Origin of the sequence: Hydrogenophilus thermoluteolus, from assembly GCF_003574215.1 — a bacterium.
Classification (GTDB): domain Bacteria; phylum Pseudomonadota; class Gammaproteobacteria; order Burkholderiales; family Rhodocyclaceae; genus Hydrogenophilus; species Hydrogenophilus thermoluteolus.
This window is the reverse complement of record NZ_AP018558.1, coordinates 395,648-421,330: the sequence shown is the minus strand read 5'-3', so window position 1 is coordinate 421,330 and position 25,683 is coordinate 395,648. Positions and strand designations below refer to the sequence as shown.

The 25,683-nt window shown below is 61.5% G+C and carries 29 protein-coding genes and 4 tRNA genes; all 33 read right to left on the bottom strand.

Annotated elements, in window-relative coordinates; all coding sequences use genetic code 11:
* Positions 1-30: 30 nt before the first annotated feature.
* The 33 genes from rpoB to HPTL_RS01815 all read right to left on the bottom strand — a co-directional run bounded on the left by rpoB (position 31) and on the right by HPTL_RS01815 (position 25,677).
* Positions 31-4,170: a DNA-directed RNA polymerase subunit beta gene (gene rpoB, locus HPTL_RS01975; RefSeq protein ID WP_119334471.1), complete on the bottom strand. Its 4,140-nt coding sequence runs from the start codon at positions 4,168-4,170 to the stop codon at positions 31-33.
* Positions 4,171-4,320: 150 nt separating this feature from the next.
* Positions 4,321-4,704: a 50S ribosomal protein L7/L12 gene (gene rplL, locus HPTL_RS01970; protein ID WP_119334470.1), complete on the bottom strand. Its 384-nt coding sequence runs from the start codon at positions 4,702-4,704 to the stop codon at positions 4,321-4,323.
* A gap of 39 nt (positions 4,705-4,743) precedes the next feature.
* On the bottom strand, positions 4,744-5,268 hold the full coding sequence (gene rplJ / locus HPTL_RS01965; protein ID WP_119334469.1) for a 50S ribosomal protein L10: 525 nt from the start codon (positions 5,266-5,268) through the stop codon (positions 4,744-4,746).
* Positions 5,269-5,454: 186 nt separating this feature from the next.
* Positions 5,455-6,159, bottom strand: a complete 705-nt coding sequence (rplA, locus tag HPTL_RS01960) for a 50S ribosomal protein L1 (protein ID WP_119334468.1) — start codon at positions 6,157-6,159, stop codon at positions 5,455-5,457.
* Position 6,160: 1 nt separating this feature from the next.
* On the bottom strand, positions 6,161-6,592 hold the full coding sequence (rplK, locus tag HPTL_RS01955) for a 50S ribosomal protein L11 (RefSeq protein ID WP_119334467.1): 432 nt from the start codon (positions 6,590-6,592) through the stop codon (positions 6,161-6,163).
* Between the two features lie 48 nt (positions 6,593-6,640).
* Entirely contained in the window at positions 6,641-7,174 is a 534-nt protein-coding gene (gene nusG, locus HPTL_RS01950; protein ID WP_119334466.1) for a transcription termination/antitermination protein NusG, read from the bottom strand.
* Complete coding sequence (gene secE, locus HPTL_RS01945) at positions 7,174-7,518, bottom strand: preprotein translocase subunit SecE (RefSeq protein WP_119334465.1); 345 nt, start codon at positions 7,516-7,518, stop codon at positions 7,174-7,176. The genes nusG and secE overlap by 1 nt, the downstream gene beginning before the upstream one ends.
* A 14-nt stretch (positions 7,519-7,532) precedes the next feature.
* Positions 7,533-7,608, bottom strand: a tRNA-Trp gene (locus tag HPTL_RS01940).
* Positions 7,609-7,656: 48 nt separating this feature from the next.
* The gene (gene tuf, locus HPTL_RS01935; RefSeq protein ID WP_119334464.1) at positions 7,657-8,847 is read right to left on the bottom strand and encodes an elongation factor Tu; all 1,191 of its coding nucleotides are present in this window, start codon (positions 8,845-8,847) and stop codon (positions 7,657-7,659) included.
* A 37-nt stretch (positions 8,848-8,884) separates the two neighbouring features.
* Positions 8,885-8,959 (bottom strand) — tRNA-Thr (locus HPTL_RS01930).
* A 15-nt stretch (positions 8,960-8,974) separates the two neighbouring features.
* Positions 8,975-9,048 (bottom strand) — tRNA-Gly (locus tag HPTL_RS01925).
* A gap of 30 nt (positions 9,049-9,078) precedes the next feature.
* Positions 9,079-9,163 (bottom strand) — tRNA-Tyr (locus HPTL_RS01920).
* Between the two features lie 107 nt (positions 9,164-9,270).
* Positions 9,271-10,650, bottom strand: a complete 1,380-nt coding sequence (gene dnaB, locus HPTL_RS01915; protein WP_119334463.1) for a replicative DNA helicase — start codon at positions 10,648-10,650, stop codon at positions 9,271-9,273.
* A gap of 67 nt (positions 10,651-10,717) precedes the next feature.
* Positions 10,718-11,164: a 50S ribosomal protein L9 gene (gene rplI / locus HPTL_RS01910; protein WP_119334462.1), complete on the bottom strand. Its 447-nt coding sequence runs from the start codon at positions 11,162-11,164 to the stop codon at positions 10,718-10,720.
* Positions 11,165-11,178: 14 nt separating this feature from the next.
* Positions 11,179-11,421 (bottom strand): 30S ribosomal protein S18, encoded by a 243-nt coding sequence (gene rpsR / locus HPTL_RS01905; RefSeq protein ID WP_119334461.1) that lies wholly within the window; start codon positions 11,419-11,421, stop codon positions 11,179-11,181.
* A complete protein-coding gene (locus HPTL_RS01900) occupies positions 11,418-11,738 on the bottom strand; it encodes a primosomal replication protein N (protein WP_119334460.1) in 321 nt (106 codons plus the stop codon). The genes rpsR and HPTL_RS01900 overlap by 4 nt, the downstream gene beginning before the upstream one ends.
* A gap of 22 nt (positions 11,739-11,760) precedes the next feature.
* A complete protein-coding gene (gene rpsF, locus HPTL_RS01895; RefSeq protein WP_119334459.1) occupies positions 11,761-12,186 on the bottom strand; it encodes a 30S ribosomal protein S6 in 426 nt (141 codons plus the stop codon).
* 74 nt (positions 12,187-12,260) lie between these two features.
* Positions 12,261-12,830 (bottom strand): CDP-diacylglycerol--glycerol-3-phosphate 3-phosphatidyltransferase, encoded by a 570-nt coding sequence (gene pgsA / locus HPTL_RS01890; protein WP_119334458.1) that lies wholly within the window; start codon positions 12,828-12,830, stop codon positions 12,261-12,263.
* Positions 12,831-12,856: 26 nt separating this feature from the next.
* Entirely contained in the window at positions 12,857-13,714 is an 858-nt protein-coding gene (locus HPTL_RS01885; RefSeq protein ID WP_119334457.1) for an SPFH domain-containing protein, read from the bottom strand.
* 1 nt (position 13,715) lies between these two features.
* Complete coding sequence (locus HPTL_RS01880; protein WP_119334456.1) at positions 13,716-14,192, bottom strand: NfeD family protein; 477 nt, start codon at positions 14,190-14,192, stop codon at positions 13,716-13,718.
* A complete protein-coding gene (gene uvrC / locus HPTL_RS01875; protein ID WP_119334455.1) occupies positions 14,189-16,063 on the bottom strand; it encodes an excinuclease ABC subunit UvrC in 1,875 nt (624 codons plus the stop codon). Before uvrC ends, HPTL_RS01880 begins: the two co-directional genes overlap by 4 nt.
* Positions 16,064-16,065: 2 nt before the next feature.
* Entirely contained in the window at positions 16,066-17,001 is a 936-nt protein-coding gene (gene nagZ / locus HPTL_RS01870) for a beta-N-acetylhexosaminidase (RefSeq protein ID WP_119334454.1), read from the bottom strand.
* Complete coding sequence (acpS, locus tag HPTL_RS01865) at positions 16,994-17,413, bottom strand: holo-ACP synthase (protein ID WP_119334453.1); 420 nt, start codon at positions 17,411-17,413, stop codon at positions 16,994-16,996. Before acpS ends, nagZ begins: the two co-directional genes overlap by 8 nt.
* Before the next feature lie 25 nt (positions 17,414-17,438).
* Entirely contained in the window at positions 17,439-18,194 is a 756-nt protein-coding gene (locus tag HPTL_RS01860; RefSeq protein WP_119334452.1) for a pyridoxine 5'-phosphate synthase, read from the bottom strand.
* A gap of 3 nt (positions 18,195-18,197) precedes the next feature.
* The gene (gene recO / locus HPTL_RS01855) at positions 18,198-18,848 is read right to left on the bottom strand and encodes a DNA repair protein RecO (RefSeq protein ID WP_119334451.1); all 651 of its coding nucleotides are present in this window, start codon (positions 18,846-18,848) and stop codon (positions 18,198-18,200) included.
* 15 nt (positions 18,849-18,863) lie between these two features.
* Entirely contained in the window at positions 18,864-19,784 is a 921-nt protein-coding gene (gene era, locus HPTL_RS01850; RefSeq protein ID WP_119334450.1) for a GTPase Era, read from the bottom strand.
* The gene (gene rnc, locus HPTL_RS01845) at positions 19,784-20,491 is read right to left on the bottom strand and encodes a ribonuclease III (RefSeq protein ID WP_119334449.1); all 708 of its coding nucleotides are present in this window, start codon (positions 20,489-20,491) and stop codon (positions 19,784-19,786) included. Before rnc ends, era begins: the two co-directional genes overlap by 1 nt.
* Positions 20,491-20,832 (bottom strand): DUF4845 domain-containing protein, encoded by a 342-nt coding sequence (locus HPTL_RS01840; protein WP_197713739.1) that lies wholly within the window; start codon positions 20,830-20,832, stop codon positions 20,491-20,493. Before HPTL_RS01840 ends, rnc begins: the two co-directional genes overlap by 1 nt.
* Before the next feature lie 44 nt (positions 20,833-20,876).
* Positions 20,877-21,665, bottom strand: a complete 789-nt coding sequence (lepB, locus tag HPTL_RS01835) for a signal peptidase I (protein WP_119334448.1) — start codon at positions 21,663-21,665, stop codon at positions 20,877-20,879.
* A gap of 5 nt (positions 21,666-21,670) precedes the next feature.
* A complete protein-coding gene (gene lepA, locus HPTL_RS01830; RefSeq protein ID WP_119336027.1) occupies positions 21,671-23,464 on the bottom strand; it encodes a translation elongation factor 4 in 1,794 nt (597 codons plus the stop codon).
* Between the two features lie 68 nt (positions 23,465-23,532).
* Positions 23,533-24,000 (bottom strand): SoxR reducing system RseC family protein, encoded by a 468-nt coding sequence (locus HPTL_RS01825; RefSeq protein WP_170141243.1) that lies wholly within the window; start codon positions 23,998-24,000, stop codon positions 23,533-23,535.
* Positions 23,993-25,018, bottom strand: coding sequence for a MucB/RseB C-terminal domain-containing protein (locus HPTL_RS01820; RefSeq protein ID WP_119334446.1), 1,026 nt, complete (start codon positions 25,016-25,018; stop codon positions 23,993-23,995). Before HPTL_RS01820 ends, HPTL_RS01825 begins: the two co-directional genes overlap by 8 nt.
* Positions 25,015-25,677 carry a sigma-E factor negative regulatory protein gene (locus tag HPTL_RS01815; RefSeq protein ID WP_119334445.1) on the bottom strand — a complete coding sequence of 221 codons (663 nt, stop codon included), beginning with the start codon at positions 25,675-25,677 and terminating at the stop codon, positions 25,015-25,017. The genes HPTL_RS01820 and HPTL_RS01815 overlap by 4 nt, the downstream gene beginning before the upstream one ends.
* Positions 25,678-25,683 lie beyond the last annotated feature (6 nt).

Below are 25,683 nucleotides of genomic sequence, written 5' to 3'. Positions count from 1 at the left end.
AGCAACTCCATGCGCATGATTCGCGATCGGTTAGTCCCGCTCGAGGTCGATGTCGATCGCCAGCGACCGGATCTCTTTCAAGAGGACGTTGAACGATTCGGGCATACCCGCGACGAAACGGTAGTCGCCACGCACGATGCTCTCGTACATCTTGGTCCGCCCCGTGACGTCGTCGGACTTGACCGTGAGCATCTCTTGCAGCGTATAGGCCGCGCCGTACGCCTCGAGCGCCCAAACCTCCATCTCACCAAAACGCTGACCACCGAACTGTGCCTTCCCACCGAGCGGCTGCTGCGTCACAAGCGAGTAGGGGCCGGTGGAGCGCGCGTGCATCTTGTCGTCGACCAGGTGGTGGAGCTTGAGCATATGCTTGTACCCCACCGTCACCGGACGATCGAACGGCTCACCCGTCTGACCGTCGTAGAGCGTCACCTGCTCGGTGCCTTCGATACCCGCGAGGCGGAACATTTCGGCGATGTCGTCTTCGCTTGCTCCTTCGAACGCAGGCGACGCAAACGGCACCCCTTTGGTGAGGTTCTGCGCCATTTCCCGGATCTCGTCGTCCGAGAGCGCCGCCAGATCTTCTTTCTGTCCGCGCTGGTTGTAGATCTTCTCGAGGAATTCCCGCAATTCCGCGATGTTCGCTTGCCGCCGCAACATCTCGGCAATGCGGTCCCCCAACGCACGCGCGGCGCGCCCGAGGTGGGTTTCGAGAATTTGCCCGATATTCATCCGTGACGGTACGCCCAACGGGTTCAAGACGATATCGACCGGGGTACCGTCGGCCATGAAGGGCATGTCTTCCACCGGCGCGATCTTCGAAACCACCCCTTTGTTCCCGTGGCGCCCCGCCATTTTGTCCCCGGGCTGCAGCCGCCGCTTCACCGCGAGGTAGACTTTGACCATTTTTAGCACGCCCGGCGGGAGCTCGTCCCCTTGGGTGAGCTTCTTGCGCTTGTGTTCGAACGCCTCATCGAACGCTTTGCGCGTCTTTTCCAACCCATCACGGACCGCTTCGAGTTGCTGCGCCACCGCGTCGTTCTCGACACGAATATCGAACCATTGGTACGGTTCGAGGGAATCGAGGTACGCCTCGGTGATTTCCGAACCTTTCGCGAGCCGCTTCGGTCCGCCGGCAGCGGTTTGCCCAACGAGAAGGCGGCGCAAGCGTTCGAACGCATCCCGTTCGAAGATGCGCAACTGGTCGTTGAGGTCCTTGCGGTAGCCACGCAACTGTTCGTCGATGATCGACTGCGCCCGCTTGTCCCGCTCGATTCCCTCACGGGTAAACACCAGCACGTCGATCACGGTACCGCTCATTCCGGTGGGCACGCGCAACGACGTGTCTTTGACGTCGGACGCTTTTTCCCCGAAGATCGCGCGCAACAGTTTCTCCTCTGGGGTAAGCTGCGCTTCGCCCTTAGGGGTTACCTTACCGACCAGAACGTCACCGGCTTTGACCTCGGCGCCGATGTGGATGATCCCACACTCGTCGAGACGCGCCAGTTGCGCTTCACCCAGCGACGCGATGTCGCGCGTGATCTCTTCGGGCCCCAGTTTGGTGTCGCGCGCAACGACCGTAAGCTCTTCGATGTGGATCGAGGTGTAGCGGTCCTCGGCGACCAGCCGTTCCGAAATGAGGATCGAGTCTTCGAAGTTGTACCCGTTCCACGGCATGAACGCCACGAGGACGTTCTGCCCGAGCGCCAACTCCCCAAGGTCGGTCGATGCGCCGTCGGCGATCACGTCACCCGCAGTGATCACGTCCCCTTTTTTGACGATCGGCCGCTGGCTGATGTTGGTGTTTTGGTTGGAGCGCTGGAATTTCACCAGATTGTAGATATCGACGCCAACTTCGCCGGGCTGGGTTTCGTCGTCGTTGACCTTCACGACGATGCGCTTCGCGTCGACGTAGTCGACGACCCCGCCGCGCTTCGCGACGACCACCGTTCCCGAGTCCTTAGCAGCGATGCGCTCCATTCCGGTACCGACGAGCGGCTTTTCCGGGCGCAGGCAGGGCACCGCCTGGCGCTGCATGTTCGCTCCCATGAGCGCGCGGTTGGCGTCGTCGTGCTCCAAGAACGGAATGAGAGAGGCCGCGACCGAAATGATCTGCTGCGGCGCCACGTCCATATATTGCACCGCTTCGGGCGGAACGAGGACGAATTCCCCTTTTTGACGGCACGAAATGAGCGAACCCAGAAGTTTGCCGTCCGGCCCCACTTCGGAGTTCGCCTGCGCGATCACGTATTTGGCTTCTTCGATTGCCGACATGTAGACCACTTCGTCGGTCACACGACCGTCGACCACCTTGCGATACGGCGTTTCGATGAAGCCGTAGCGGTTGGTACGCGCATAGACGGCAAGCGAATTGATCAACCCGATGTTCGGCCCTTCCGGCGTTTCGATCGGACAGACGCGACCGTAGTGGGTGGGGTGGACGTCGCGCACCTCGAAACCCGCGCGGTCGCGCGTCAACCCGCCGGGACCCAGCGCAGAGACCCGCCGCTTGTGGGTGATTTCCGAGAGCGGGTTGGTTTGGTCCATGAACTGCGACAACTGGCTCGAGCCGAAGAATTCCTTGATCGCCGCCGAAATCGGTTTGGCGTTGATCAGGTCGTGCGGCATGAGGTTTTCGCTTTCGGCATGGACCAAGCGCTCTTTGACCGCACGCTCGACCCGCGCCAACCCCGCACGGAATTGGTTTTCGGTGAGTTCCCCGACGCTGCGTACCCGACGGTTGCCCAAATGGTCGATGTCGTCGACTTCACCGTGGCCGTTGCGCAATTCGATGAGGATCGCGATCACCGCGAGCAGATCCTCGTCGGTGAGCGTCATCGGCCCCTCTTCCCCTTTCGGCCCCACTTGCGCGAAAAAGCGCTTGATCCATTCGGGGGACGCCGGGTCGAGCGATTCAAGCGGCGGATAGGCGCGGCTGTTGAACTTCATCCGCCCCACCGCAGAGAGATCGTAGCGATCCGGCGAACGGAAAAGTCCCTCCCAAAGTTGCTCGACCGCCTGTTCCGTAGGCGGCTCACCCGGGCGCATCATGCGATAGATCGCGACCTTGGCTTGCCAGGCATCTTGCGTGTCATCGAGTCGCAGCGTCTGCGAGAGGTATGCACCACGGTCGAGTTCGTTCACGAACAGGGTTTCGAATCGAGTAATCGCCGATTCACGCAGACGCTCCAATACCGTTTCGGTGATCTCGTCGTTTGCTTTGGCGATCACCTCTCCAGTTTCGGGATCGATGAGGTCACGCGCGATGATCCGCCCGAGCAGAAAATCATCGTCGACGACCACATGGTCGATCCCCGCCTGCTTGAGCTCGCGCACGTGGCGTGCGGTGATCCGCTTCTCTTTCGCAACGATGACTTTGCCTGCGGCATCGCGAATTTCCAGCCGCGAGACCTCCCCTTTCAGGCGCTCGGGGTCGAAGCGGAAGACGAACTGACCGTCCCGTTTCTCGAACGTTTCGAGATCGTGGAAGAAGGTCAGCATCTCTTCGTTGCTCATCCCAAGCGCACGCAACAGGATCGTCACCGGCATCTTGCGCCGCCGGTCGATCCGGAAGAAGAGGCAATCCTTCGGGTCGAATTCGAAGTCGATCCACGAACCGCGGTACGGAATGATCCGCGCCGAGAAGAGCAGTTTTCCTGAGGAGTGGGTCTTGCCTTTGTCGTGCTCGAAGAAGACACCGGGAGAACGGTGCAACTGCGAAACGATCACCCGCTCCGTTCCGTTGATGATGAACGAGCCTTTTTCGGTCATCAAGGGGATCTCCCCCATGAAGACCTCTTGCTCCCGAACCTCTTTGACCGTCTGATATCCGGTGGCTTTGTCGAGGATCACCAAGCGGACACGCGCCCGCACCGGTGCACAGTAGGTGAGCCCGCGCAACTGGCATTCACGCACGTCGAATTGCGGCTCACCGACGGTATAGTAGAGAAATTCGAGCCGCGCGTTGTTATTGACAGAGACGATGGGGAAAATCGCGTTGAACGCCGCTTGCAACCCGACATTTTTCCGCTCCATCGGTGGCGTGTCGAGTTGAAGGAATTCGCGGTAGGAGTCTAGCTGCGTGGCAAGGAGGAAAGGAACGTCGAGAACGGGTTTGCGCTTGGCAAAGTTCTTGCGCAAGCGCTTGCGTTCAGTGTATGAGTACGCCATGTGTGCTCCAGGCTAATGTCGCGCGAAAGGAATCAAGACGCAAAAGCTTGTGGGTTCTCGCAAGCCTTTGGGTGTTGACCCCCTGCCTACTACCAATGGCGAAAGGCCGGCGCCATAAGCACCAGCCTCCCGCCACATTCCGCAAGGAAATTATTTGAGCTCGACCTTCGCGCCAGCCGCTTCGAGGTCTTTCTTGAGCTTCTCGGCTTCGTCTTTGGAGACGCCCTCTTTGATCGTCTTGGGCGCACCGTCGACGAGATCCTTGGCCTCCTTGAGGCCGAGACCCGTAGCAGCACGGACCACCTTGATCACTTCGACCTTCTTCGCACCGGCTTCGACCAGCACGACGTCGAATTCGGTCTTCTCTTCCGCCGCCGGTGCCGCCGCACCGCCAGCTGCCGGAGCTGCCGCTACTGCAACCGCTGCCGCAGCAGAAACCCCGAATTTCTCTTCCATCGCCTTGATGAGCTCAGAGAGCTCGAGCACGGTCATATTGGCGATTGCGTCCAGAATTTGCTCTTTGGTCATCGACATGTTTGACTCCTGAATGAATGCCTGTGAAACGGAAATAAATTACGCAGCCTCTTTCGCGTCGCGAACGGCAGCAAGCGTGCGGACGAATTTGCCCGGCACCTCGTTGAGGGTGCGCACGAACTTGGCGATCGGGGCCTGCAACGTCCCCACCAAAGTGGCCAACAGTTCGTCGCGGTTTGGCATGCTCGCCAGCGCCTTGACGCCTTCGACGTCAAGGAGCGAACCGGGCATTGCCCCCCCTTTGACGACCAATTTTTCGGCGCTTTTTGCAAAGTCGACAAGCACCTTGGCTGGTGCCACCGGATCGGCGGCAATCGCGAAGATCAGCGGGCCCACGAGTTGCGACTGGATGCACGCAAACGGGGTCCCATCGACTGCGCGATGGACCAAGGTGTTCTTGATGACATGCAAATAGACGCCGGCTTCGCGCGCCTTGCGGCGCAGCTCGGTCATCTCCGCGACGGTGAGACCACGGTACTCGGCAAAAACGATCGCCCCTGCCTCAGCCACTTGAGCGGAGACTTCGGCGACGATTGCCTGCTTGCTTTCAAGCTTGAGTGCCAAGGTTCACCTCCAATTAGGACACCCTGTTTCCAGGGCAGCTTTGGCGGCCTTCAATCAGGAGCGTGCTCCTGCTTCGGGTGACGCCATCTACGTTGGGCGCGGTTTTACCGCATTTAAGGTTGCCCCCCAACGGTCTTTGATAACCCGCCGCGCCGTTCGATAACGGGCGCGACGGCCCAAAGTTCGTTACGCCTGCTGCGGCAGCGCACTTTGTGGATCGACCTTGATTCCGACCCCCATCGTGCTGGAAACCGCGATCTTTTTGAAATAGGTTCCCTTCGCAGCCTGCGGCTTCGCGCGTTGCAGCGCCTCGATGAGCGCCTGCGCATTCTGCTTCAACGCTTCGACGGGGAACGACGCGCGACCGATCGACGCGTGGATGATCCCGTTCTTGTCGGTGCGGTACTGGACCTGCCCCGCCTTTGCGTTCTTCACCGCCGTAGCGACGTCCATCGTCACCGTTCCCACCTTGGGGTTGGGCATGAGGCCACGCGGCCCCAGGATTTGCCCCAACTGCCCCACGAGACGCATCGCGTCGGGTGTGGCGATGAGCACGTCGAAATCGATATTCCCCGCTTTGATCGTTTCGGCCAGATCTTCGAAACCGACGATATCGGCACCGGCTTCACGGGCTTCGTCCGCTTTCGCCCCTTGCGCAAAGACAGCGACCCGGACCTTTTTCCCAGTCCCGGCCGGCAACACGACTGCGCCACGAACGACTTGATCCGACTTCCGCGGATCGACCCCAAGATTCACGGCGATATCGATCGACTCGTCGAATTTGGCTTGCGCAGTCTCTTTCGCGAGCGCCAGCGCCTCATCCAAGGAATAGACGCGGTTGCGGTCGACTTTTTGCCGCAACGCTTGCATCCGTTTGCTCAGTTTTGCCATCTTACACCCCCTCGACATCCACGCCCATCGACCGCGCGGAACCGGCGATCGTCCGCACCGCTGCGTCCATATCGGCCGCGGTGAGGTCCGGCATCTTGATCTTGGCGATCTCCTCGAGCTGCGCGCGTGTGATCTTGCCCACTTTGTCGAGGTGGGGTTTGGAAGAGCCTTTCTCGATCTTCAACGCCTTCTTGATGAGGACGGTTGCCGGCGGCGTCTTCAACTCGAAGGTAAACGACTTGTCAGAATAGGCGGTGATGATCACCGGAATCGGCAAGCCGGGCTCCATATTTTGCGTCTTGGCGTTGAACTCCTTGCAGAACTGCATGATGTTCAAGCCGCGCTGACCGAGCGCCGGACCGACCGGAGGGCTCGGGTTTGCTTTCCCTGCAGGAATCTGCAGTTTGATGTAGCCGACGATTTTCTTGGCCATGACTGCTCCTAGTGAGTGCTAACGCGGCAAATGCCGCTCCTCGATTGCTCAGACCTTTTCGACCTGAGAAAACTCCAATTGCACCGGTGTCGAGCGGCCAAAAATCGAAACCGCGACCGACAACCGGCTCTTTTCGTAATCGACCGCCTCTACCGTCCCCATGAAGTCGGCAAACGGCCCCTCTTTGACCCGGACCGTCTCTCCGATCTCATAGACCACGCGCGGTTTCGGCTTCTCGCCCCCTTCCTGAATCTGCGCCAACAACGCCTGCACTTCCCGCTCCGAAAGCGGAGCCGGCTTCGTGGGACTTCCGCCGACGAAACCAGAGACACGCGGCAACGAATTGACCAGGTGCCACGTATCGTCGTTCATCTCCATCTCGACGAGGAGGTAGCCCGGAAAGAACTTACGCTCGGTCTCTTTTTTCGCACCGCCGCGCAGCTCGATCACTTTTTCGACCGGAACGAGAATCTGACCGAATTGGTCTTCCATCCCGGCCAATTTGATCCGCTCTTGCAGTGCTTTTTGCACCTGCTTTTCGAACCCGGAGTGCGCTTGCACGACATACCAACGCTTGGCCATCACTTCCACCCCAGCAACAATCCGTACAACACCCACTCCAATGTCTTGTCGACCAGCCACATGAAAATGGCCAGCGTCACCACGAACGCAAAGACGACCAAAGTTGCCTGAGTCGTCTCTTTGCGGTTCGGCCAAACGACTTTGCGCACTTCGGCAACAGCAGCGCGAACGAACGCAACGAAAGCCTTTCCTGGCTCAGAGAGGAGCAGCACACCCCCTGCGGCAACGACCCCCAGCACGACGAGCGCAGCGCGCGCCAGACCTGGCCAGTCCGCAAAATAATAAAAGCCAGCGATCCCGCCAGCCAACAAAAGTGCAGAGAGCAGATAGAAAAGGATGTTCATTGGCGTCTTATGGTTGGCAGGGGCAGAGGGAATCGAACCCCCAACCTTCGGTTTTGGAGACCGACGCTCTGCCAGTTGAGCTATGCCCCTACGGCGCCAGCAACGCTGGCGCCACTTCAAACTGAGATTACCGCACCATCACTCGATGATTTTGGAGACGACGCCGGCACCCACGGTACGGCCGCCTTCGCGGATCGCAAAGCGCAGACCTTCTTCCATCGCGATCGGTGCGATGAGTTTCACCGTGAGTTTGACGTTGTCACCCGGCATCACCATTTCTACCCCTTCCGGCAGTTCGATCGAGCCTGTGACGTCGGTGGTACGGAAGTAGAACTGCGGACGGTAGTTGGAGAAGAACGGGGTGTGACGGCCCCCTTCTTCTTTGGTGAGCACGTACACTTCGCATTCGAAGTGGGTGTGCGGGGTGATGGTGCCGGGCTTGGCGAGCACTTGACCCCGTTCGACTTCTTCGCGTTTGGTCCCGCGCAGCAGCACCCCGACGTTGTCACCCGCACGCCCTTCGTCGAGCAGTTTGCGGAACATTTCGACGCCCGTGACGGTGGTCTTTTGCGTCGGACGCAGGCCGACGATTTCGACTTCGTCGCCGACTTTCACGGTACCACGCTCAACGCGGCCGGTCACGACGGTTCCGCGACCCGAGATCGAAAAGACGTCTTCGATCGGGAGCAGGAACGGTTTGTCGATGTCGCGCTCCGGCGTCGGGATGTAGCTGTCGAGCGTCTCTGCCAGTTTGAGAATCGCCGGTTCGCCGAGTTCGCTTTGGTCGCCTTCGAGCGCTTTGAGCGCCGAGCCTTTGACGATCGGGGTGTCGTCGCCCGGAAAGCCGTACTGGTTGAGCAGGTCCCGAACTTCCATTTCGACGAGTTCGAGAAGTTCCGGGTCGTCCACCATGTCGCATTTGTTGAGGAAGACGATGATGTAGGGCACACCAACCTGACGCGCCAACAGGATGTGTTCGCGCGTTTGCGGCATCGGGCCGTCAGCAGCCGAGACCACCAGGATCGCGCCGTCCATCTGCGCGGCACCCGTGATCATGTTCTTGACGTAGTCGGCGTGCCCCGGGCAGTCGACGTGCGCGTAGTGACGGTTCGCGGTTTCGTATTCGACGTGCGCGGTGTTGATCGTGATCCCACGCGCTTTTTCTTCCGGCGCCGCGTCGATGTCGTCGTATTTCTTCGCTTCACCACCAAAGTGCTTCGCCAGCACCGTGGTGATCGCCGCCGTCAGCGTCGTCTTGCCGTGGTCCACGTGCCCAATCGTCCCCACATTGACGTGCGGCTTCGTCCGCTCGAATTTTGCCTTGGCCATCTGCTTCCCCTTTTTCGTTGCCGCGTGCGAGAGAACATGGTGCCCATGACGTGGATCGAACACGTGACCTCTCCCTTACCAAGGGAGTGCTCTACCACTGAGCTACATGGGCACTTTACCCTTCGACTGGAGCGGGTGAGGGGAATCGAACCCCCGTCTTAAGCTTGGAAGGCTTCTGCTCTACCATTGAGCTACACCCGCTCAAACCCGCAACCTGTCCAGCCTGAAACCTGGTGGAGGGGGTAGGATTCGAACCTACGAAGGCTGAGCCGGCAGATTTACAGTCTGCTCCCGTTGACCGCTTGGGTACCCCTCCGAGAGAATCGGCATTATGCCGGATTTCACAGACACGGTCAACACCTTTACTCCCTTTCTACCGCTCTGCGTTCCTGCCGTCCATTTTTTCGATCACGCACAATCGCGCTAAAAGTCACCGCCCGCACTATAGTTTTCGAAGCGCGTGTATTCACCAAAGAATGCAAGCCGGATCGTTCCGGTGGGGCCGTTACGGTGCTTCGCGATGATGATCTCGGCGGTCCCCTTGTCGGGGCTGTCCGGGTGATAGACCTCGTCGCGGTAGATGAACATGATGATGTCGGCATCTTGTTCGATCGCGCCCGATTCCCGCAGGTCGGACATGACGGGTCGCTTGTTCGGTCGCTGTTCAAGACTGCGGTTGAGCTGCGATAGCGCGATGATCGGGGTGTTGAGCTCCTTCGCAAGCGTCTTCACCGAGCGCGAGATCTCCGAAAGCTCATTCGCGCGGTTGTCGCTCTCCTTGGCGCCGACCATCAACTGGAGGTAGTCGATCACGACGAGTCCCAAACGACCCCCGAACTGCCGCGCCAGACGCCGCGCACGGGCGCGCAGATCGATCGGGTTGAGCCCGCCGGTCTCATCGATGAAGATCGGCGCATCGTAGAGTTTGCCCATCGCGGCCGAGAGCCGCGCCCAGTCGTCGTCGGTCAGTTTGCCGCGACGCAGTTTCTGCAAATCGATGCGCCCCACTGAGGCAAGGAAACGCATCGCCAGCTGAGTGGCTGGCATCTCCATCGAAAAGATCGCCACCGGAAGTTTTTGATGGAGTGCCACATGCTCGGCGATATTGAGGGCAAAGGTAGTCTTACCCATCGCGGGACGCCCCGCGACGATGATGAGGTCACTGGGTTGCAACCCTGCCGTCTTTTCGTCCAAATCGAGGTAACCGGTCGGCACACCGGTAACATCGTTGCTTGCATTGCGATCATAGAGTTCCTGAACGCGGTCGACGACCTGTTTCAATGCGGTACCGATCGAGACGAAGCCCGTAACGGCGCGTGCGCCTGCTTCGGCGATTTCGAAAATTTTCGCCTCGGCTTCGTCGAGGATCGTTTTGGCGTCCCTACCCATCGGCGCGAGCGCGCTTGCGGCGATCTCGTCGGCGACACTGATCAATTTGCGCAGGATCGCCCGCTCGCGAATGATCTCCGCGTAACGGCGCACGTTCGCAGCGGAAGGGGTCTGGTTCGCAAGCTCCGCAAGATAGGCGATCCCACCCGCCGCTTCGTCTTCCCCACTCTTTTGCAAAGATTCATGAACGGTGACGATGTCCGCCGGTTTTCCTTGCTGGATGAGCGCGGTGATGTGGCGAAAGATCCTGCGGTGGTCGTCTCGATAGAAATCTTCCGCAGCGACGATGTCTGCGACACGCTCCCACGCGTCGTTGTCGAGCAAAAGCCCCCCGATCAACGACTGTTCGGCTTCGAGCGAGTGGGGCGGCAGGCGTAGCGCCGCAGTCTCATACCCGAGCGCTTCCGACGTCATCTTTTACCTCCCGAAACGAAAAAGGCAGCCGAAGCTGCCTTCTTCGCGACCGATTCGCAAACGGCGCTTACTCACCCAAGACTGCGACATGGATTTTCGGCCGCACGTCGGTGTGCAGGTAAATTTCGATTTCGACTTCGCCGATCGCTTTGATCGGCCCTTCGGGCATGAGCACTTGTCCTTTGGATACGGCAAAACCCATCCGGTTGAGCTCGTCGGCGATGTCGATATGGGTGACCGACCCGAAGAGACGGCCATCGACACCGGCTTTGCGCACGATCTGAAGGGTAATCCCTTCGATCTGACTACCAAGCGCCTGCGCTTGCGCCAAGCGCTCCGCAGCCTGCCGTTCGAGCTCGGCGCGACGGGTTTCGAACTCGGCGATGTTTTCCGGAGTTGCCCGCTTTGCCTTCCCTTGCGGGATCAGATAGTTGCGCGCGTACCCATCCTTGACGGTGACGACATCGCCCAGATTCCCCAGATTTGGCACTTTGTCCAGCAGAATGACTTGCATGGTTGGGCTCCCGATTATTTGTGCTGATCGGTGTAGGGCAGCAGCGCCAAGAATCGCGCGCGCTTGATCGCCAATGCCAACTGGCGCTGAAAGCGCGACGAAGTCCCGGTGATCCGCGCCGGCATGATTTTGCCCGTTTCCATGATGTATTCTTTCAGGGTATCGATATCTTTGTAGTCGATGGTCTCGACCCCTTCCGCCGTGAAGCGGCAGAACTTACGACGCCGCGCGTTGCGGCCACCTTTAGCGAAACTCATTGTGCTTTCCTTTCTTCATCCTGATGCCATTGCACTGCGGTGAGGTGGAGCTGCAACTGCCGACCGCCTTTGCGTCGTGCCGCGAAAAAACCTTCCCCGGTCACTTCCGCACCCATCGGCAGCGCATCCATCACGGTTGCCACTTCCCCCATCGCAACCCAATGGAATCGAAAATCGACTTCGCGTGTACGTCCAACTTCGCACTGCATCGAGCGGTGCCACCCTTCCCCTTCGCTCACTGCCAACCCCGCAGGGGTATAACGCAACGCATCACGCGCAGTGACATCAAAAGTGAGGCGACAGCGATTGGCGCCCATCGCGATGCAGTCGATCCCGCGCTTACGCGTCGGTTGCGGTCTCAGCGGAAGCTGCAGGTTCGGCTGCCGCTGGCGCAACGATCTGATCAGCCCCCGCGGTGGTGCTGGGGTCGAGCAGCGAGCGCGCCTTTTCCCCTTTCATCATCGGAGAGGGTTCGGTCACCGGCCCTTCCATGCGAATCGTCAAATGACGCAGGATCGCATCATTGAAGCGGAACGCCGTTTCGAGCTCTTGCAAGGTTTCCAAGTCGCACTCGATGTTCATCAAAATGTAGTGCGCCTTGTGAATCTTTTGGATCTGGTACGCCAGGTGTTTACGCCCCCAGTCTTCCAACCGATAAATTTTGCCGCCGCGTTCGGTGATCAATTTCCGATAACGCTCGACCATCACCGGCACGTTTTCCGACTGGTCGGGATGGACCATGAAGACGATTTCATAATGACGCATGAAGACTCCTTCTGGATGTGTTGACCACAGCCTTCCCGAGCTGGGTAAGGCAAGGAACCTAACATTTTATCGGATCAACCATTTTTGCGCAACACCGGCCACGCCGCGCGCAGGTAGTGAATCATCGAAACGATCGTCAACACCGCCGCGAGCCACAGCAGCCACCGCCCCCATAGGAGGGGTTCGAAAGTACCGAGCGGGTCGGCATAGAGGAGGAAGGGGATCGCGACCATTTGCGTGGCCGTTTTGAGTTTGCCGACGAACGCAACGGCAACGGTTTGCGCCTCACCAACCAATGCCATCCACTCCCGGAGCGCCGAAACGGTAATCTCGCGCCCGATGATGATGAGTGCGGCGACGGCATCCGCGCGCCCGAGATCGACCAACACGACGAGCGCGGCGGCGACCATCAGTTTGTCCGCCACCGGGTCGAGAAACGCCCCGAATGCCGACTGCTGCTGGAGCTTGCGTGCCAGGTAACCATCGAGCCAGTCGGTCACACTGGCGGCGACGAAGAGCACGGTTGCCGCCAGATTGACGAAATGGCCCGTGACCCAGGCAGTGGGCAGGTAGAACAAGAGGACGAGGAGCGGGATCGCCGCGATCCTCAGCCAGGTCAGTAGGTTGGGCCAGTTCCAGCGCATCGCGCCCGCGCTCCGCCTGTTTTTCGCTAACGCCCTTGTCGACCGAAGAGACCGCGAACCGCCTCTTGGAGATCGCCCGGAAGGACGACCGTTTTGGCGCTCTGCGATTCGGCAAGGGTTGCGAGCGCGGTGACATATTTTTCGCCCAGCAGGTAGCGAATCGCGATGTCGTTGGCTGCAGCCGCCTCGGCAACCCGCCGGATCGCTTCTGCGGAAGCCGCGGCGAGCGTCACTTGGGCCTGCGCGTCGCGTTTCGCCGCTTCGAGCCGCGCTTCCGCCTCCAAGATCGCTGCTTGCTTCGCCCCTTCGGCGCGGGTCACCGTCGCCTTGCGTTCCCGTTCCGCCGCTGCTTGCATCTCCATCGCTTGTTGCATCGACGGGGACGGGTTGATGTCCTGGATTTCGACCGTCTTCACCGTGACCCCCCAGTCGACCGCTTCGTCGGCGATTGACTCCCTGAGGCGCACCTTGATCTTTTCCCGGTTGGAGAGTGCCTCGTCGAGCGACATCTCGCCGATGATCGAGCGCAACGTAGTCATCACCAAATTGCGGATCGCCACGGCGAAATCGACCACGCCATACGCGGCCCGAACGGGATCGGTCACTTTGACGAACGCCACCGCGTTGGTACGGATCACCGCGTTGTCGCGGGTGATCACCTCCTGCTCCTGGACGTCGAGGATGATGTCCTTGGTGACCAAGCGGTACGCCACGTCGTCGAGATAGGGAATGATGAAATTGAGACCGGGCGTCAGCGTCTTGTGGTACTTACCCAGACGCTCGACGACCCACTCCTCCCCTTGCGGTACGGTCCGGATCCCTTTGGCGAGCGTGATGACGACGAAGACGATGGCGACGATAAGCACGATGAGTTGCGGATCCATCTCACTTCCTCCCAGGTTGGGCTTTTGCCGGGGCAACCGTAAATTCAGCGCCGTCGAACGCGACGACGACAACCCGCTCTCCGACCGCGATCGCGCTTTCCGAGCGACACGGCCAGCGATCACTCCCCAGTACCGGTTTTTGCAGCAACACTTCCCCGCGTTGAAACGGCGCGACCGCCCGAGTAAGGATGCCGACCTCTCCCACGACACTCTGCGCATCGGTGACGGAATCGGCTGCGGTGCGGCGATCATGCGGCCGCCACACCGCGAACCACAGCACCAAGAGTGCGATCGCCACCGCCAACCAGAGCCCGAGTTGCGCAAAGAGGGTCATCGGCACGATCGCTTCGGCGATGCCAACCACCACGCCCGCAATACCGAACCAGATCACGACGAACGATGGAATCACGAGCTCGAGCGCCATCAAGACGATCCCGATCACCACCCAATGCCACCACAGCAACGGCGCCCACGTCATCGCGCACCCCCTTCCCCGTCCGGGTTTTCCCCGTGCAATGCATTATAGAGGATCGTGGCGATCTTGCGGTCGATTCCTGGCACCCGCAACAGGGCTTCGAGCGGCGCGGCGCGCACGCCTTCGAGGCTACCAAAAGCGGCCAACAGCGCCCGCCGCCGTTTCGGTCCAATGCCGGGGATCTCTTCGAGCCGGGTACGGGCACGCGCTGCCGCACGACGCACGCGATTCCCGGTCACCGCAAAGCGATGCGCCTCGTCCCGAATCTCTTGAATGAGATGCAGCGCCGCGCTCGTCGCGCCCAGCACCCGCTCGGCCCCGTCGGGCCGCACCAACCGCTCCTCCCCGGGGCGGCGTTCGGGGCCTTTCGCCACCCCAAGCAACCGTTCGCACCCCATACCCAGATCAGCGAGCGCTTCGGCAGCCGCGCGCACCTGGCCGAGGCCGCCGTCGATCAAGATCAGATCGGGAAGCGGTTCGCCCTCTTGCGACAAACGCGTGTAGCGGCGGCGGACCGCTTGTCCGATCGCGGCGGTGTCGTCGCCCGGTTTCACGTCGCGGATTGCGAAGCGGCGGTAGCGCTTGGGTTGCAGCGCACCATTCGCCCAGACGACACAGCTCGCGACCGTGGCTTCACCGCCCAGGTGGCTCACGTCGAACGCTTCGATCCATTCGGGGGGTCGCTCGAGGGGAAGCCAATCGCGCAGCGCTTCATGGAGGGCCTTGGCACGTGCCGCCTGACGCAAGGTATCGTTTTGCCGCGCCACCAACGCCAAACGGGCATTTTTTTCTGCGATCTCGACCCATGCCCGCTCGATTTCGCTTTTGGGCGCCGCAACCACCACGCGCGGCACCTCAGCAACCGCTTCGAGGCTCTCCCGCAACCACTGAAGCGACGCGGGCGATGCGGGCGCGATGAGGATGCGGTCGGGTACCGGCTGTTCGGCGTAATGGCGCTCGAGGCAAGCTGCGAGCAGATCCTCGGCCGCAGCGCGTTCGTCGCTCGTCGTCGCCGTCCGCTCGAGAAAGAGGGTGCGATCGCCCAGATGGCGTCCGCCGCGCACCGCGGCCCAACTCACCGCGGCGTCGGTGCCCGTGACCACCGCGACGAAGATATCGACGTTCTCTTCGCGGCGGCTGTCGATCGCTTGCGTCGTGCGCAATTCCTGAAGCTGACGGATCTGATCGCGCAACTGCGCGGCGCGTTCGAACTGCCACGCGTCGCTCGCCGCCTGCATCGCTTCGGTCAGTTCCGAAATCAGTTCCGAGCTTTTGCCCGAGAGGAACTGCACGGCCGCCCGCACCTGAGCCTGGTAGTCGGCAACCGAAACCGCTCCGACGCACGGCGCGGTACAGCGGTGGATCTGGTGCAGCAGACAGGGGCGCGTGCGGTGGGCAAAGACCGTGTCTTCGCAGGTGCGAAGCTGAAAGATTTTCTGGATCCACTGGATGCTTTCCCGCGCCGCGAGCGCGTTGGGGTAAGGGCCAAAATAGCGGTCACTGTTCTTCAACGGGCCGCGGTAGTAGTAGATGCCGGGAAAGTCGCCTCCGCTGATCCGAAGGTAGGGGTAGGTTTTGTCGTCGCGAAAGAGGATGTTGTACTTCGGCTGCAGCGTTTTGATCAGGTGGTTTTCGAGGATGAGCGCTTCGGCTTCGCTGCGCACGACGGTGACTTCGATCGCGGCGATCTGTGCGACCATCCGCGCGATGCGTGGGCTCGGCAGTTGCGTGCGAAAGTAGCTCGCGAGCCGTTTTTTGAGGTTTTTCGCCTTGCCTACATAGAGCACTTGCCCCTCTGCACCGAGCATGCGATAAACACCCGGCGCTTCTGGTGCGGTAGCGAGGAACCGTTTGGCGTCAAACGCGGCCGACATCGTCACCAGGCGTCCAACATGCGATCGATCGCAGCAAAGTCGTTACACGCCAACGCCACGTCGCCCCCTGCGGCGAAAAAGGCGCGCCCCCGTTCGGCGAGCGTGGCGCCCGCCCAGTTCGCCGCGGCCATGCCTAAGTCGTCGGACGCGATCCAGCCGGCGAACTGCAGCCGTTCACGCAGCACGGTCTGCAACCAAAACGGGGAAAACGCAGCGGGCGCATCGTCACAATGGGGAAAACGAACGAGCGCCGCCATCACGCCACAGCCCGACAACAACGCGCCGTCCGTTGCCACTGCCCGCACCAACTGCCGATAAGGAACCAAATCGGCAGCCCAGAGGGCATCCCAAGATCGGGAGTCCGTGGGCAGTTCGAGGTGGGAATCTTCGACCACACCACCGTGCCCAGGGAAATGTTTGAACACTGGGCACACGCCGGCACGCGCGAGCCCATCGGCAAAGGCCAACGCCAACGTCGCTGTGATGTGGGGGTCGGCGGAAAAGGCGCGATCACCGATCACCCGTGACCGGCCGTCGTCGAGATCGACCACCGGCGCAAAATCGACGTCGATCCCATGTGCGGCGAGCTCCCTACCGGCGAGCGCCCCCCAACGCCGCGCCGTCTGCACGGCCGCCTCTGGATCGGTCGTCCACTGGACGCCTAAATGGCGCATCGGCGGGAGCTGCGTAAAACCTTCGCCTTGGAAACGCTGTACACGTCCGCCTTCGTGGTCGACCGCGATCCGAAGGTCGTCGCGCACGCTGCGAATCGCTTCGGTCAAACGGCGCAGTTGCGCGCTCGTCTGCCAATTGCGGGCAAAGAGGACCACGCCACCCACCGCCGGATGGACGAGGCGCGTCCGATCGCGCGCCGTAAGCGCAGGACCCTCGACGCCGATCCACCACCGGGGCGCTGCGATCGTAAACCGCTCAGACACGGGTTCCTCCTTCGATCACGACGAAGGCGACGACGTGCGTCTCTTCGTCACTCAGAGAGAGATGGGCTGCCGTTGCGCCGCGATCGGCAAAGCGCTGCGCGAACGACGCGGAAAAACGCCACACCGGTTGCCCGCTGGGTTGGTGGGCGATTGCGATGTCGTGAAACCCCACCTCGGCGCCGATGCCACTTCCCCACGCTTTCGCGAACGCCTCTTTCGCAGCGAACCGTTTGGCGAGGAACCGCGCCGCGAAGCGGTCTCGCTCCAGAGGCGCACATGCGGCGAGCCGGGTAAAGAACACCTCCTGTTCGGTTGGCTGCAAAATGCGACACGCCAAGCGATCGCGATGTCGGCCCCAGACTTGTTCGACCCGAGCCACCGCCACCAAGTCGACGCCGATCCCCAAAATCATCGCACGTAGAGATGTAACCGGAGCGCTAACCGTTGCGTTGCGCTGCATCCGCGATCAACGCCTTCATTTCCCGAACCGCTTGTTCGAGCCCGACGAAGAGCGCTCGGCTGATGATCGCGTGACCGATGTGCAGTTCCGCAATGCCCGGCAGCGCAGCGATCGGTGCAACGTTGGCGTAGTTGAGCGCGTGCCCGGCGTTGAACTGCATCCCCGCGGCACGGATCGCTTCCCCGGCCTGGCGCACCGCCGCGATCGCCGCACGGGTTTCGGGATGGTCGGCACGGCGACCATGCGTCCAAAAGGCGTGCGCGTACGGGCCGGTATGGACTTCGCACACCGTTGCACCCACTTCGGCGGCGGCTTCGATCTGCTTCAGATCGGGATCGACGAAGAGGCTGACCCGAATACCGGCTTCAGAAAGTTTCGCGACCACCGTTTTGAGCCGCGCCCGCTCCGCGACGACGTCGAGCCCCCCTTCGGTGGTGATCTCCTGCCGTCCTTCGGGAACGAGCGTCACCATTTCGGGCCGCAGCCGACACGCGATCGCGACCATCTCGTCGGTAGCCGCCATCTCCAAATTGAGGCGCACTTGAACCGATTCCCGCAACAGCCAGACGTCGCGATCCTGAATATGGCGACGGTCTTCGCGCAGATGAACCGTGATGATCTCTGCGCCGGCAAGCTGCGCCACGGTTGCAGCCCAGACGGGATCGGGCTCATAGGTCCGGCGCGCCTGCCGAACGGTCGCCACATGGTCGATATTGACACCCAATTCGCACATCGTTCATCCCTTCCCGTTCGTAACCCACTCTTTCATGAACGCGCGGGTGCGCAGCGGCCGCCCCTCCAGGCAATGGTCGATGAGCGCACGCAACCACGGCTTGACCTCGCGCGCGACGATCGGCGCCGACCATGCGCCTTGCGTGATCGCCGCATACGCTTCGGCCGAAAGCGGCACCGCAACCGGTCCGGTCTCCGGCCACTGCGGCGCATGACCGGTTGCCTGAAGCGACGCCCATTCGAACGCGCGCAATACCGGCGCAACCGGCTCGCCCGATGCGAGCGCGCGCACTGCAGTTTCGTACGCGCCGAACCACTCCGGATGGGGGACTTCACGCGGCGCAAGCCGCAGGATCAATTCGTTGAGATAATACCCGCACCAGAGCGCTTCGCCCGAAAGCAGCGGCATTCCGCCCAACCATTCGGCCCCGGTCAGGGTCAGCCGTTCGCCTTTCCCGGACCAGCGCAGATGGAGCGGTTGGAACGGCAGCAGCACCGAACGCAACGCCGAGTGCGGCCGCTTCGCCCCTTTGGCCACCAACCACAGCCGCCCATGCGCTCGGGTCCAGGCATCGACCAAGAGGCTGGTTTCGCGCCACGGTTCCGCGTGGAGGAGAAACCCGCGATCGCTGCCGCCACGCCGCGTCTCACTCATTGCCAGCGCAACGAATCACCCGTCGAGCCCCAGTTCGCGCAACGCGCGCGGATCGTCGGCCCAACCGCCACGGACCTTGACCCAGACGTCGAGATAGACCGTGGCGTCAAGCAGCGCCTCCAATTCTTTGCGCGCTTCCGACGCGATCCGTTTGATCCGCTCCCCCCCTTCGCCGATCACGATCGGTTTGTGCGCGTCGCGCTCGACGATGATCTCGGCCCAGATCCGCCGCAGTCGCCCCTCCTCCTCGTAGCGGCGGATTTCGACCGCAGTGCCGTAGGGGAGCTCGTCGCCCAAGAACCGAAACACCTTTTCTCGTAGGTACTCGGCCGCGAGAAACCGCTCGCTGCGGTCGGTGATCGTATCCGGATCGAAGATCGGTTCCGATTCGGGCAGATAGCGCACAATCGTCTGGATCAGATCGTCGAGATTGCGTTTTTTTTCCGCGGAGATCGGGACGATTTCCGCGTAGGGAAAGTCGTTGGCGCGTTCGGCGATGAACGGCAAGAGGAGATCCTTGCGCGGCAAACGATCGACTTTGTTGATCACGAGAAAAACCGGAACCCCTTGCGGTAAGAGGCGCATCACTTTCTGATCGTCCGCGGTCCATTTTCCGGCTTCGATCACGAAGAGGACCAGATCAACATCGGCGAGGGCTTGGGTCACGACCCGGTTCATCGCTTGGTTGAGCAGCCGCTTGTGGCGGGTTTGGAACCCCGGGGTATCGACAAGTACGATCTGCCCGTCGTCGGTGGTGACGATGCCGTGGACGCGATGGCGCGTCGTCTGCTGTTTTTTCGAGACGATACTCACCTTCGCGCCGACGAGCGCGTTCGTAAGTGTCGATTTGCCGACGTTCGGTCGCCCGACGACGGCGACGTACCCGGCGCGGAAAGACGGTTTTGTGCTATCGACTTGCGATTCGCTCGTGTGCATCAGCCTCCCCCTTCGTTTGCTTGGCGCAACCCCGCAAGCAGAACGGAGGCTGCGGCTTGTTCCGCACGGCGGCGGCTCGCCCCTTCCCCTTCGGCAGTCGCGTTCAACGCTTCGCTCACCACCCGGACGCGAAAATGTTGCGCATGCGCAGGCCCTTTCGCTTCGATCAAATCGTAGCGCGGTGGCGGCAGGTGGCGCGCCTGCAACCACTCTTGCAAAGCGGTTTTCGGGTCTTTGAGGGTTGTCAGGTCGCCGATTCTGTCCAGTTCCGGGGCGAACCACGCTTCGACACAAGCCGCCGCGGTAGTAAAACCAGCGTCGAGAAAGAGCGCACCGATGAGCGCCTCCAGCGCGTCGGAAAGGATCGACGGGCGGCGATGCCCGGCACCCCGACGCTCACCTTCGCCCAGGATCAACCAATCGGGAACGCCCAAGCGTTCCGCGAGTGCCGCCAACGTCTCTTGCCGCACCAACCGGGCACGTGCCCGCGAGAGGTCCCCTTCGCTCGCATCCGGGAACCGACGGTAGAGAAGCGACGCCACCGCACAACCCAACACCGCGTCCCCCAAGAACTCCAGCCGCTCGTTGTGCTGCTCTCCAGCGGAACGGTGCGTGAGCGCTTGGCGCACCAACGCGGGTTGCGTAAAGCGGTGCCCAAGCACCGATTCCACCTGCGACAAGATCGCTGCAAAACCGTTCGGACGCATCAGGGGGCGCTGGCCTCGAAAGTAAAGAGGAGACTGACGTTCGCGACCAAGGGCAACACCTTCTCGTAAGCGACGCGGACGACGTACCCGTGCTCCCCATCTTTGCGAATTTCGAGATCCCGCGCCGAAACCGAGGTGATGTAGTCGGCGCTCGCCCGGCGGTCGAACGCTTGCCGAATCGCCTGCGGTTCCCCTTCGGCCGCGGCTGCAACCAGCGCCCGCTTGACCGCAGCGAATTCGGTGTAAAACGGAACGACGCGCATCGCCAGAATGATCGCGATCCCAGCAATTGCCCCCCAAAAGAGTACCCCCAGAAGTGAAAAGCCTGCGATTGCCCGCACCTGCTGCCTCTTGCTGCCGTTTGTACCCATTTTCGCCACCCCGCTTACTCGAATCCGCCGATGCGCGACAGATCGTCGAAATTGAACCAGATCAAGAAGGCTTTACCCACCAAGTTTTCGTCCGGGACGAACCCCCAAACGCGCGAATCACTGCTGCCGTCGCGGTTGTCGCCCAGCACCAGATAGTGTCCCTCGGGAACGGAGCAGCTGAAGCCGCGGCGGTGGTAGGTACAGAGCTCACGATACGGAAAATCCATGCGGTGGCTGACGTACGGCGGTGCGCTTTCGTCCCAGATGATCGCATGAGTGTGTTTCCCCAGCTGCTCGCGCCACTGAATTCGGTACGCACGCCGATCTGGCATCACGTAATCCGGCAAGCGTTCGAGCGGTACGGTCACGCCGTTGATACGCAGCCGTTTGTCGATGTATTCGACGTAGTCACCCGGCAACCCCACCACCCGCTTGATATAGTCGAGCGACGGATCGACCGGGTAGCGGAAGACCACGACGTCGCCACGCTGAGGTTTCCCCAAATCGATGACTTTGGTCTTCACGACCGGCAAGCGAATGCCGTACGCAAATTTATTCACCAAAATGAAGTCACCGGGCAACAACGTGGGAATCATCGACCCCGACGGAATCTTGAACGGCTCGACCAGAAACGACCGCAAGAGAAAAACCGCAGCGAACACACCGAAAAAGCTTGCGCCGTATTCGACCCACCACGGGTCGGGCGCCCCCGCAGGCCGCCGACGGCGCGCGTACCAGCGGTCAAACCCCCAAAGCATTCCGGTGACCAGCGTCAAGAGAAACAAGAACAACTCGAAATCCATCGCCGTCACCCTTCGTCGGTACGCAACACGGCAAGGAACGCCTCTTGCGGGATCTCGACGCTCCCCACCTGCTTCATCCGCTTTTTCCCCGCCTTCTGTTTCTCGAGCAATTTTTTCTTGCGGGTGATGTCACCCCCGTAACACTTCGCCAACACATTCTTGCGCAGCGCTTTGATCGTTTCCCGTGCGATGATGTGCGAACCGATCGCCGCTTGAATCGGCACGTCAAACATCTGCCGCGGAATCAACTGCCGCAGTTTCACCGCGAGCTCACGTCCACGCTGCTGCGCCGAACTGCGATGGACGATCAACGACAACGCATCGACCCGCTCGCCATTGACCAAGATGTCCAATTTGACGAGATCGGCGGTGCGGTACTCTTTGAATTCGTAGTCGAGCGACGCGTAGCCGCGGGAGACCGACTTGAGCTTATCGAAGAAGTCGAGCACCACCTCGTTGAGCGGCAGATCGAAACGCACCTCCACTTGCCGTCCGTGGTAACGCATGTCCTGTTGCACGCCACGCTTCTGATTGCAGAGCGTCAAGACCGGCCCCAAGTAGTCCTGCGGCACGAAAATGGTCGCGGTGATGATCGGCTCGCGAATTGCTTCGATCTGCCCCGGATCGGGAAGCTTGGCAGGGTTTTCGATTCGCAACACCTCCCCTTTCTTCGTGACCACCTCATAGACCACCGAGGGTGCGGTGGTGATAAGCTCTTGGTCGAATTCGCGCTCGAGCCGCTCCTGGACGATCTCCATGTGGAGCAGTCCCAGGAATCCGCAACGGAAACCAAAGCCGAGCGCCTGCGACGTCTCCGGTTCGAACTGCAGCGCCGCGTCGTTGAGCTTGAGCTTTTCGAGCGCCTCGCGCAACTGATCGTATTCACTCGATTCCACCGGGTAAAGTCCAGCGAACACCTGCGGCTTAATTTCACGAAAACCGGGCAACGGCTCCGCCGCCGGACGAGCGGCTAGCGTAACCGTATCGCCCACTTTGGCTTCGGAAAGGAGCTTGATGCCAGCGATCACGAACCCCACTTCACCGCACTCGAGCGATTCCCGCTCGACCCCTTTCGGCGTAAAAACCCCCACCTTGTCGATTTCGTGCTCGGCGCCTGTGGCCATCAAGCGGATCGTGTCGCCCCGCGCCAAACGGCCGTCGACAACGCGCACCAGCATCACCACGCCGACGTAATTGTCGAACCACGAGTCGATCACGAGCGCCCGGGTCGGCGCTTCCGGATTGCCCCGCGGCGGAGGCACGCGCGCGACCACCGCCTCCAGGATCGCTTCGATTCCGATCCCGTTTTTCGCGGACGCGGCGATCGCATCGGACGCCGGGATGCCGATCACCTCTTCGATCTCTTCTTTCACCCGTTCCGGCTCAGCCTGCGGCAAATCGATCTTGTTGAGCACCGGAACCACCTCGACGCCAAGATCGATCGCCAGGTAACAGTTCGCGACCGTCTGCGCTTCGACCCCCTGCGACGCATCGACGACCAACAGCGCCCCTTCGCACGCCGAAAGCGACCGGCTCACCTCGTAGGAAAAATCGACGTGCCCCGGAGTATCGATCAGGTTGAGCTCATAGACCTTGCCATCTTTGGCTCGGTACTGCAACGTAGCGGTTTGCGCCTTGATCGTAATGCCGCGTTCGCGCTCGATATCCATCGAATCGAGCACCCGATCCTGCATCTCGCGGTCTTGAAGCCCGCCGCAAAATTGGATCAGGCGGTCTGCGAGCGTCGATTTCCCGTGGTCGATATGGGCGATGATCGAAAAGTTACGGATGTGGTCCATGGTCACCAAAGAAAAAAGCCCCACAGGGGGATCCGCGAAAAGGGCTATTGTACCGAAACCGCAACGGTTTAGCGTGCCACGATGCGCACGACCGGTCGAATGCGCCGCGCCGCTTGCCGCCAGACGAAGAGCATGGTACCGACGAGCAATGCAACCGCTCCCCCATCGGCGACGAAGGAAGAGAAGGGAGCAAGGAGCGCATGACCGACTGCGGCAAGCGCCACACCGATCACGAGCGGTTGCCCATAAACCCGCCACGCCGCGGCGAGCGGCGCCCCAGAAGCCGTGACGACCCAAACCGGTTGCCCGGCTTCCAATGGGGTTTCCCACTGTGCGCGGGGGAACCAAAACCGTTTCGTGCCCTGCCAATTGACGAGCGAAACCCCACCGCAACCCCCAGACTCATGACAGCGCCCACAGCCGCCACGCGGTTCGACGATCGTGATCCACGCCCCCGCTGCATCGACGGCTTCGACCACCGCCGCGACGCGATCCGATACGGGGCACGGCGAAGAAGCCACGTGTACCTTACTCATCGACATACCGCATTCCATCCAATAAACGGTGGAGGGTCGCCGCGGGAACCTCACCGACAGCGGTCTGCAGCCACCCGTTGCGGTTTCGCCGCACGATCAAGGTTGCGCCCCAACGCTGCGCAGAGCCACGTTCTGCAGACTCCGCGATCGCTGCGCCCGGACGCTCCGTTTCTGTTTCCGTGTCCCTCGCGTGCTGCGACGGCGCCTGTTCGACAAACAGGGAGACCGACGCAGCGCCGTCACTCAGAGCCCATTGCCATACGCGGGAGCCGGAGGGGCCTTGCCGCCACCCTGAAGCGCGCAACGCAAACCCCGGCGGGAGATCATCGAGACGCCACGGCATCGCGTCCGGGGCGACGGTATGGAGACGGAAATCGACCCTATCGCTCTGCCCCAAACTGCTCCACGCTTGGCGCACTTCGGTGAGATCGGCTTGGGCGTGCCGTTCGAATCGAACGAACGCAAACCGTTCGAGCGGGGTCATCGCGTCGTCGAATATCGTCCGTTCCAGTGTCACCCCGGTAGCGGCGTCCAGCCACCAGCGCTGCGGGTAGCGCCAGGCATCTCGCGGCTGCAAGAGCCAACCGTTAGCCGGGTGGCCTTGCCAGCTTTGCTCGGGAAGCGGGGTCACTTCGTACCACTGCGCCAATTCGCGGAGCGAACGGCTCAGGGCGGGAACGCTCTGATGGCGCACGTCCCAATCGGCTTCCAACACGACCTGTTCGGCAGCCAATTCGGTTCGGCAGCGATTGCGCCAGCACAACGTAACCCGCTCGTTCGGTCCTTCGACCGTCGTCCAATAATAGGCTCCAAGCGGCGTTTGCCCCGAATCGACCCGAACGACGACGGGCGTTTCGTCACGCACCCACACCGCGACCCCGGAGAAAGTGGCCGTCGGTACGGTTTGCGCTGCTTCGTTCGCCTCCGCCGCGATCCCCCATGACGACGGACCAACTACCAAGAGGAGGAACGCAAGCAGCCGCTGCGCGCGCCCCATCGCCCCCTTTCCTCCCCTCATCGGGCGTTCGTCGAAACGCGCGGCGGCGTGGCAAGGGCGCGCACAGTCACGCCGCCCATGGGCTGCGCCGGGTTGTGCGCCAACATGTAAAACGGGGCTGAAGTGAATCGTACCGGTTGTACCCCCGCGTCTGCTGCCACGACGACCGAACGCACGCCCATCGGCAGCGTCGGCAAGCGCCGCTGCCCGCCCATTGCCGCAGGGGCGAAAGCCACCGACTCGGCGCGAAGCGCCATTTCCCGTTCTGCAACGCGCACGCCCGCTTCACGGGGCGACTGCAACGCCAAAACGCCCGTTACCACCACCGCAACGAGCGTGGCAGCCACCGCGCTCCAGCGCCACCACGCGTCGTTTGCTGCGGTAACGGGCGTCGTTCCGTCCCCTCCTGCAGCGTCTGCCAAGCGAGCCAGTGCCCTTTGCGGGGGTGCTTCGGAGCCGGGCTCTGCGATGCGCTGCAGCACCGCAGCGACGAAACCGTCCGACGGTGTTGCGAGCGGTTCGCCACGCAGCGCTGCACCGATCAGCGCGTAGGTTCCCCAGGTGCTTCGTGTGTTGGGGTCGCGCAGGATCGCTTCGAGATCGAGATCCGTTGCCGGTTCCGCGTACTCGTCGTCGAACCACGCGGAGAGCACTTCCTCGTTGCCATTCAACCGATCCATCTTCGC

What these genes read in the sequence shown, in the direction of transcription:
- rpoB (WP_119334471.1), bottom strand. Translation starts at nt 4,170, where the DNA reads ATGGCGTACTCATACACTGAACGCAAGCGCTTGCGCAAGAACTTTGCC.
- rplL (WP_119334470.1), bottom strand. Translation starts at nt 4,704, where the DNA reads ATGTCGATGACCAAAGAGCAAATTCTGGACGCAATCGCCAATATGACC.
- rplA (WP_119334468.1), bottom strand. Translation starts at nt 6,159, where the DNA reads ATGGCAAAACTGAGCAAACGGATGCAAGCGTTGCGGCAAAAAGTCGAC.
- rplK (WP_119334467.1), bottom strand. Translation starts at nt 6,592, where the DNA reads ATGGCCAAGAAAATCGTCGGCTACATCAAACTGCAGATTCCTGCAGGG.
- nusG (WP_119334466.1), bottom strand. Translation starts at nt 7,174, where the DNA reads ATGGCCAAGCGTTGGTATGTCGTGCAAGCGCACTCCGGGTTCGAAAAG.
- secE (WP_119334465.1), bottom strand. Translation starts at nt 7,518, where the DNA reads ATGAACATCCTTTTCTATCTGCTCTCTGCACTTTTGTTGGCTGGCGGG.
- tuf (WP_119334464.1), bottom strand. Translation starts at nt 8,847, where the DNA reads ATGGCCAAGGCAAAATTCGAGCGGACGAAGCCGCACGTCAATGTGGGG.
- dnaB (WP_119334463.1), bottom strand. Translation starts at nt 10,650, where the DNA reads ATGACGTCGGAAGCGCTCGGGTATGAGACTGCGGCGCTACGCCTGCCG.
- rplI (WP_119334462.1), bottom strand. Translation starts at nt 11,164, where the DNA reads ATGCAAGTCATTCTGCTGGACAAAGTGCCAAATCTGGGGAATCTGGGC.
- rpsR (WP_119334461.1), bottom strand. Translation starts at nt 11,421, where the DNA reads ATGAGTTTCGCTAAAGGTGGCCGCAACGCGCGGCGTCGTAAGTTCTGC.
- HPTL_RS01900 (WP_119334460.1), bottom strand. Translation starts at nt 11,738, where the DNA reads ATGGGCGCCAATCGCTGTCGCCTCACTTTTGATGTCACTGCGCGTGAT.
- rpsF (WP_119334459.1), bottom strand. Translation starts at nt 12,186, where the DNA reads ATGCGTCATTATGAAATCGTCTTCATGGTCCATCCCGACCAGTCGGAA.
- pgsA (WP_119334458.1), bottom strand. Translation starts at nt 12,830, where the DNA reads ATGCGCTGGAACTGGCCCAACCTACTGACCTGGCTGAGGATCGCGGCG.
- HPTL_RS01885 (WP_119334457.1), bottom strand. Translation starts at nt 13,714, where the DNA reads ATGGATCCGCAACTCATCGTGCTTATCGTCGCCATCGTCTTCGTCGTC.
- HPTL_RS01880 (WP_119334456.1), bottom strand. Translation starts at nt 14,192, where the DNA reads ATGACGTGGGCGCCGTTGCTGTGGTGGCATTGGGTGGTGATCGGGATC.
- uvrC (WP_119334455.1), bottom strand. Translation starts at nt 16,063, where the DNA reads ATGTCGGCCGCGTTTGACGCCAAACGGTTCCTCGCTACCGCACCAGAA.
- acpS (WP_119334453.1), bottom strand. Translation starts at nt 17,413, where the DNA reads ATGATTTTGGGGATCGGCGTCGACTTGGTGGCGGTGGCTCGGGTCGAA.
- HPTL_RS01860 (WP_119334452.1), bottom strand. Translation starts at nt 18,194, where the DNA reads ATGTGCGAATTGGGTGTCAATATCGACCATGTGGCGACCGTTCGGCAG.
- recO (WP_119334451.1), bottom strand. Translation starts at nt 18,848, where the DNA reads ATGAGTGAGACGCGGCGTGGCGGCAGCGATCGCGGGTTTCTCCTCCAC.
- era (WP_119334450.1), bottom strand. Translation starts at nt 19,784, where the DNA reads ATGCACACGAGCGAATCGCAAGTCGATAGCACAAAACCGTCTTTCCGC.
- rnc (WP_119334449.1), bottom strand. Translation starts at nt 20,491, where the DNA reads ATGCGTCCGAACGGTTTTGCAGCGATCTTGTCGCAGGTGGAATCGGTG.
- lepB (WP_119334448.1), bottom strand. Translation starts at nt 21,665, where the DNA reads ATGGATTTCGAGTTGTTCTTGTTTCTCTTGACGCTGGTCACCGGAATG.
- lepA (WP_119336027.1), bottom strand. Translation starts at nt 23,464, where the DNA reads ATGGACCACATCCGTAACTTTTCGATCATCGCCCATATCGACCACGGG.
- HPTL_RS01825 (WP_170141243.1), bottom strand. Translation starts at nt 24,000, where the DNA reads ATGAGTAAGGTACACGTGGCTTCTTCGCCGTGCCCCGTATCGGATCGC.
- HPTL_RS01820 (WP_119334446.1), bottom strand. Translation starts at nt 25,018, where the DNA reads ATGAGGGGAGGAAAGGGGGCGATGGGGCGCGCGCAGCGGCTGCTTGCG.
- HPTL_RS01815 (WP_119334445.1), bottom strand. Translation starts at nt 25,677, where the DNA reads ATGGATCGGTTGAATGGCAACGAGGAAGTGCTCTCCGCGTGGTTCGAC.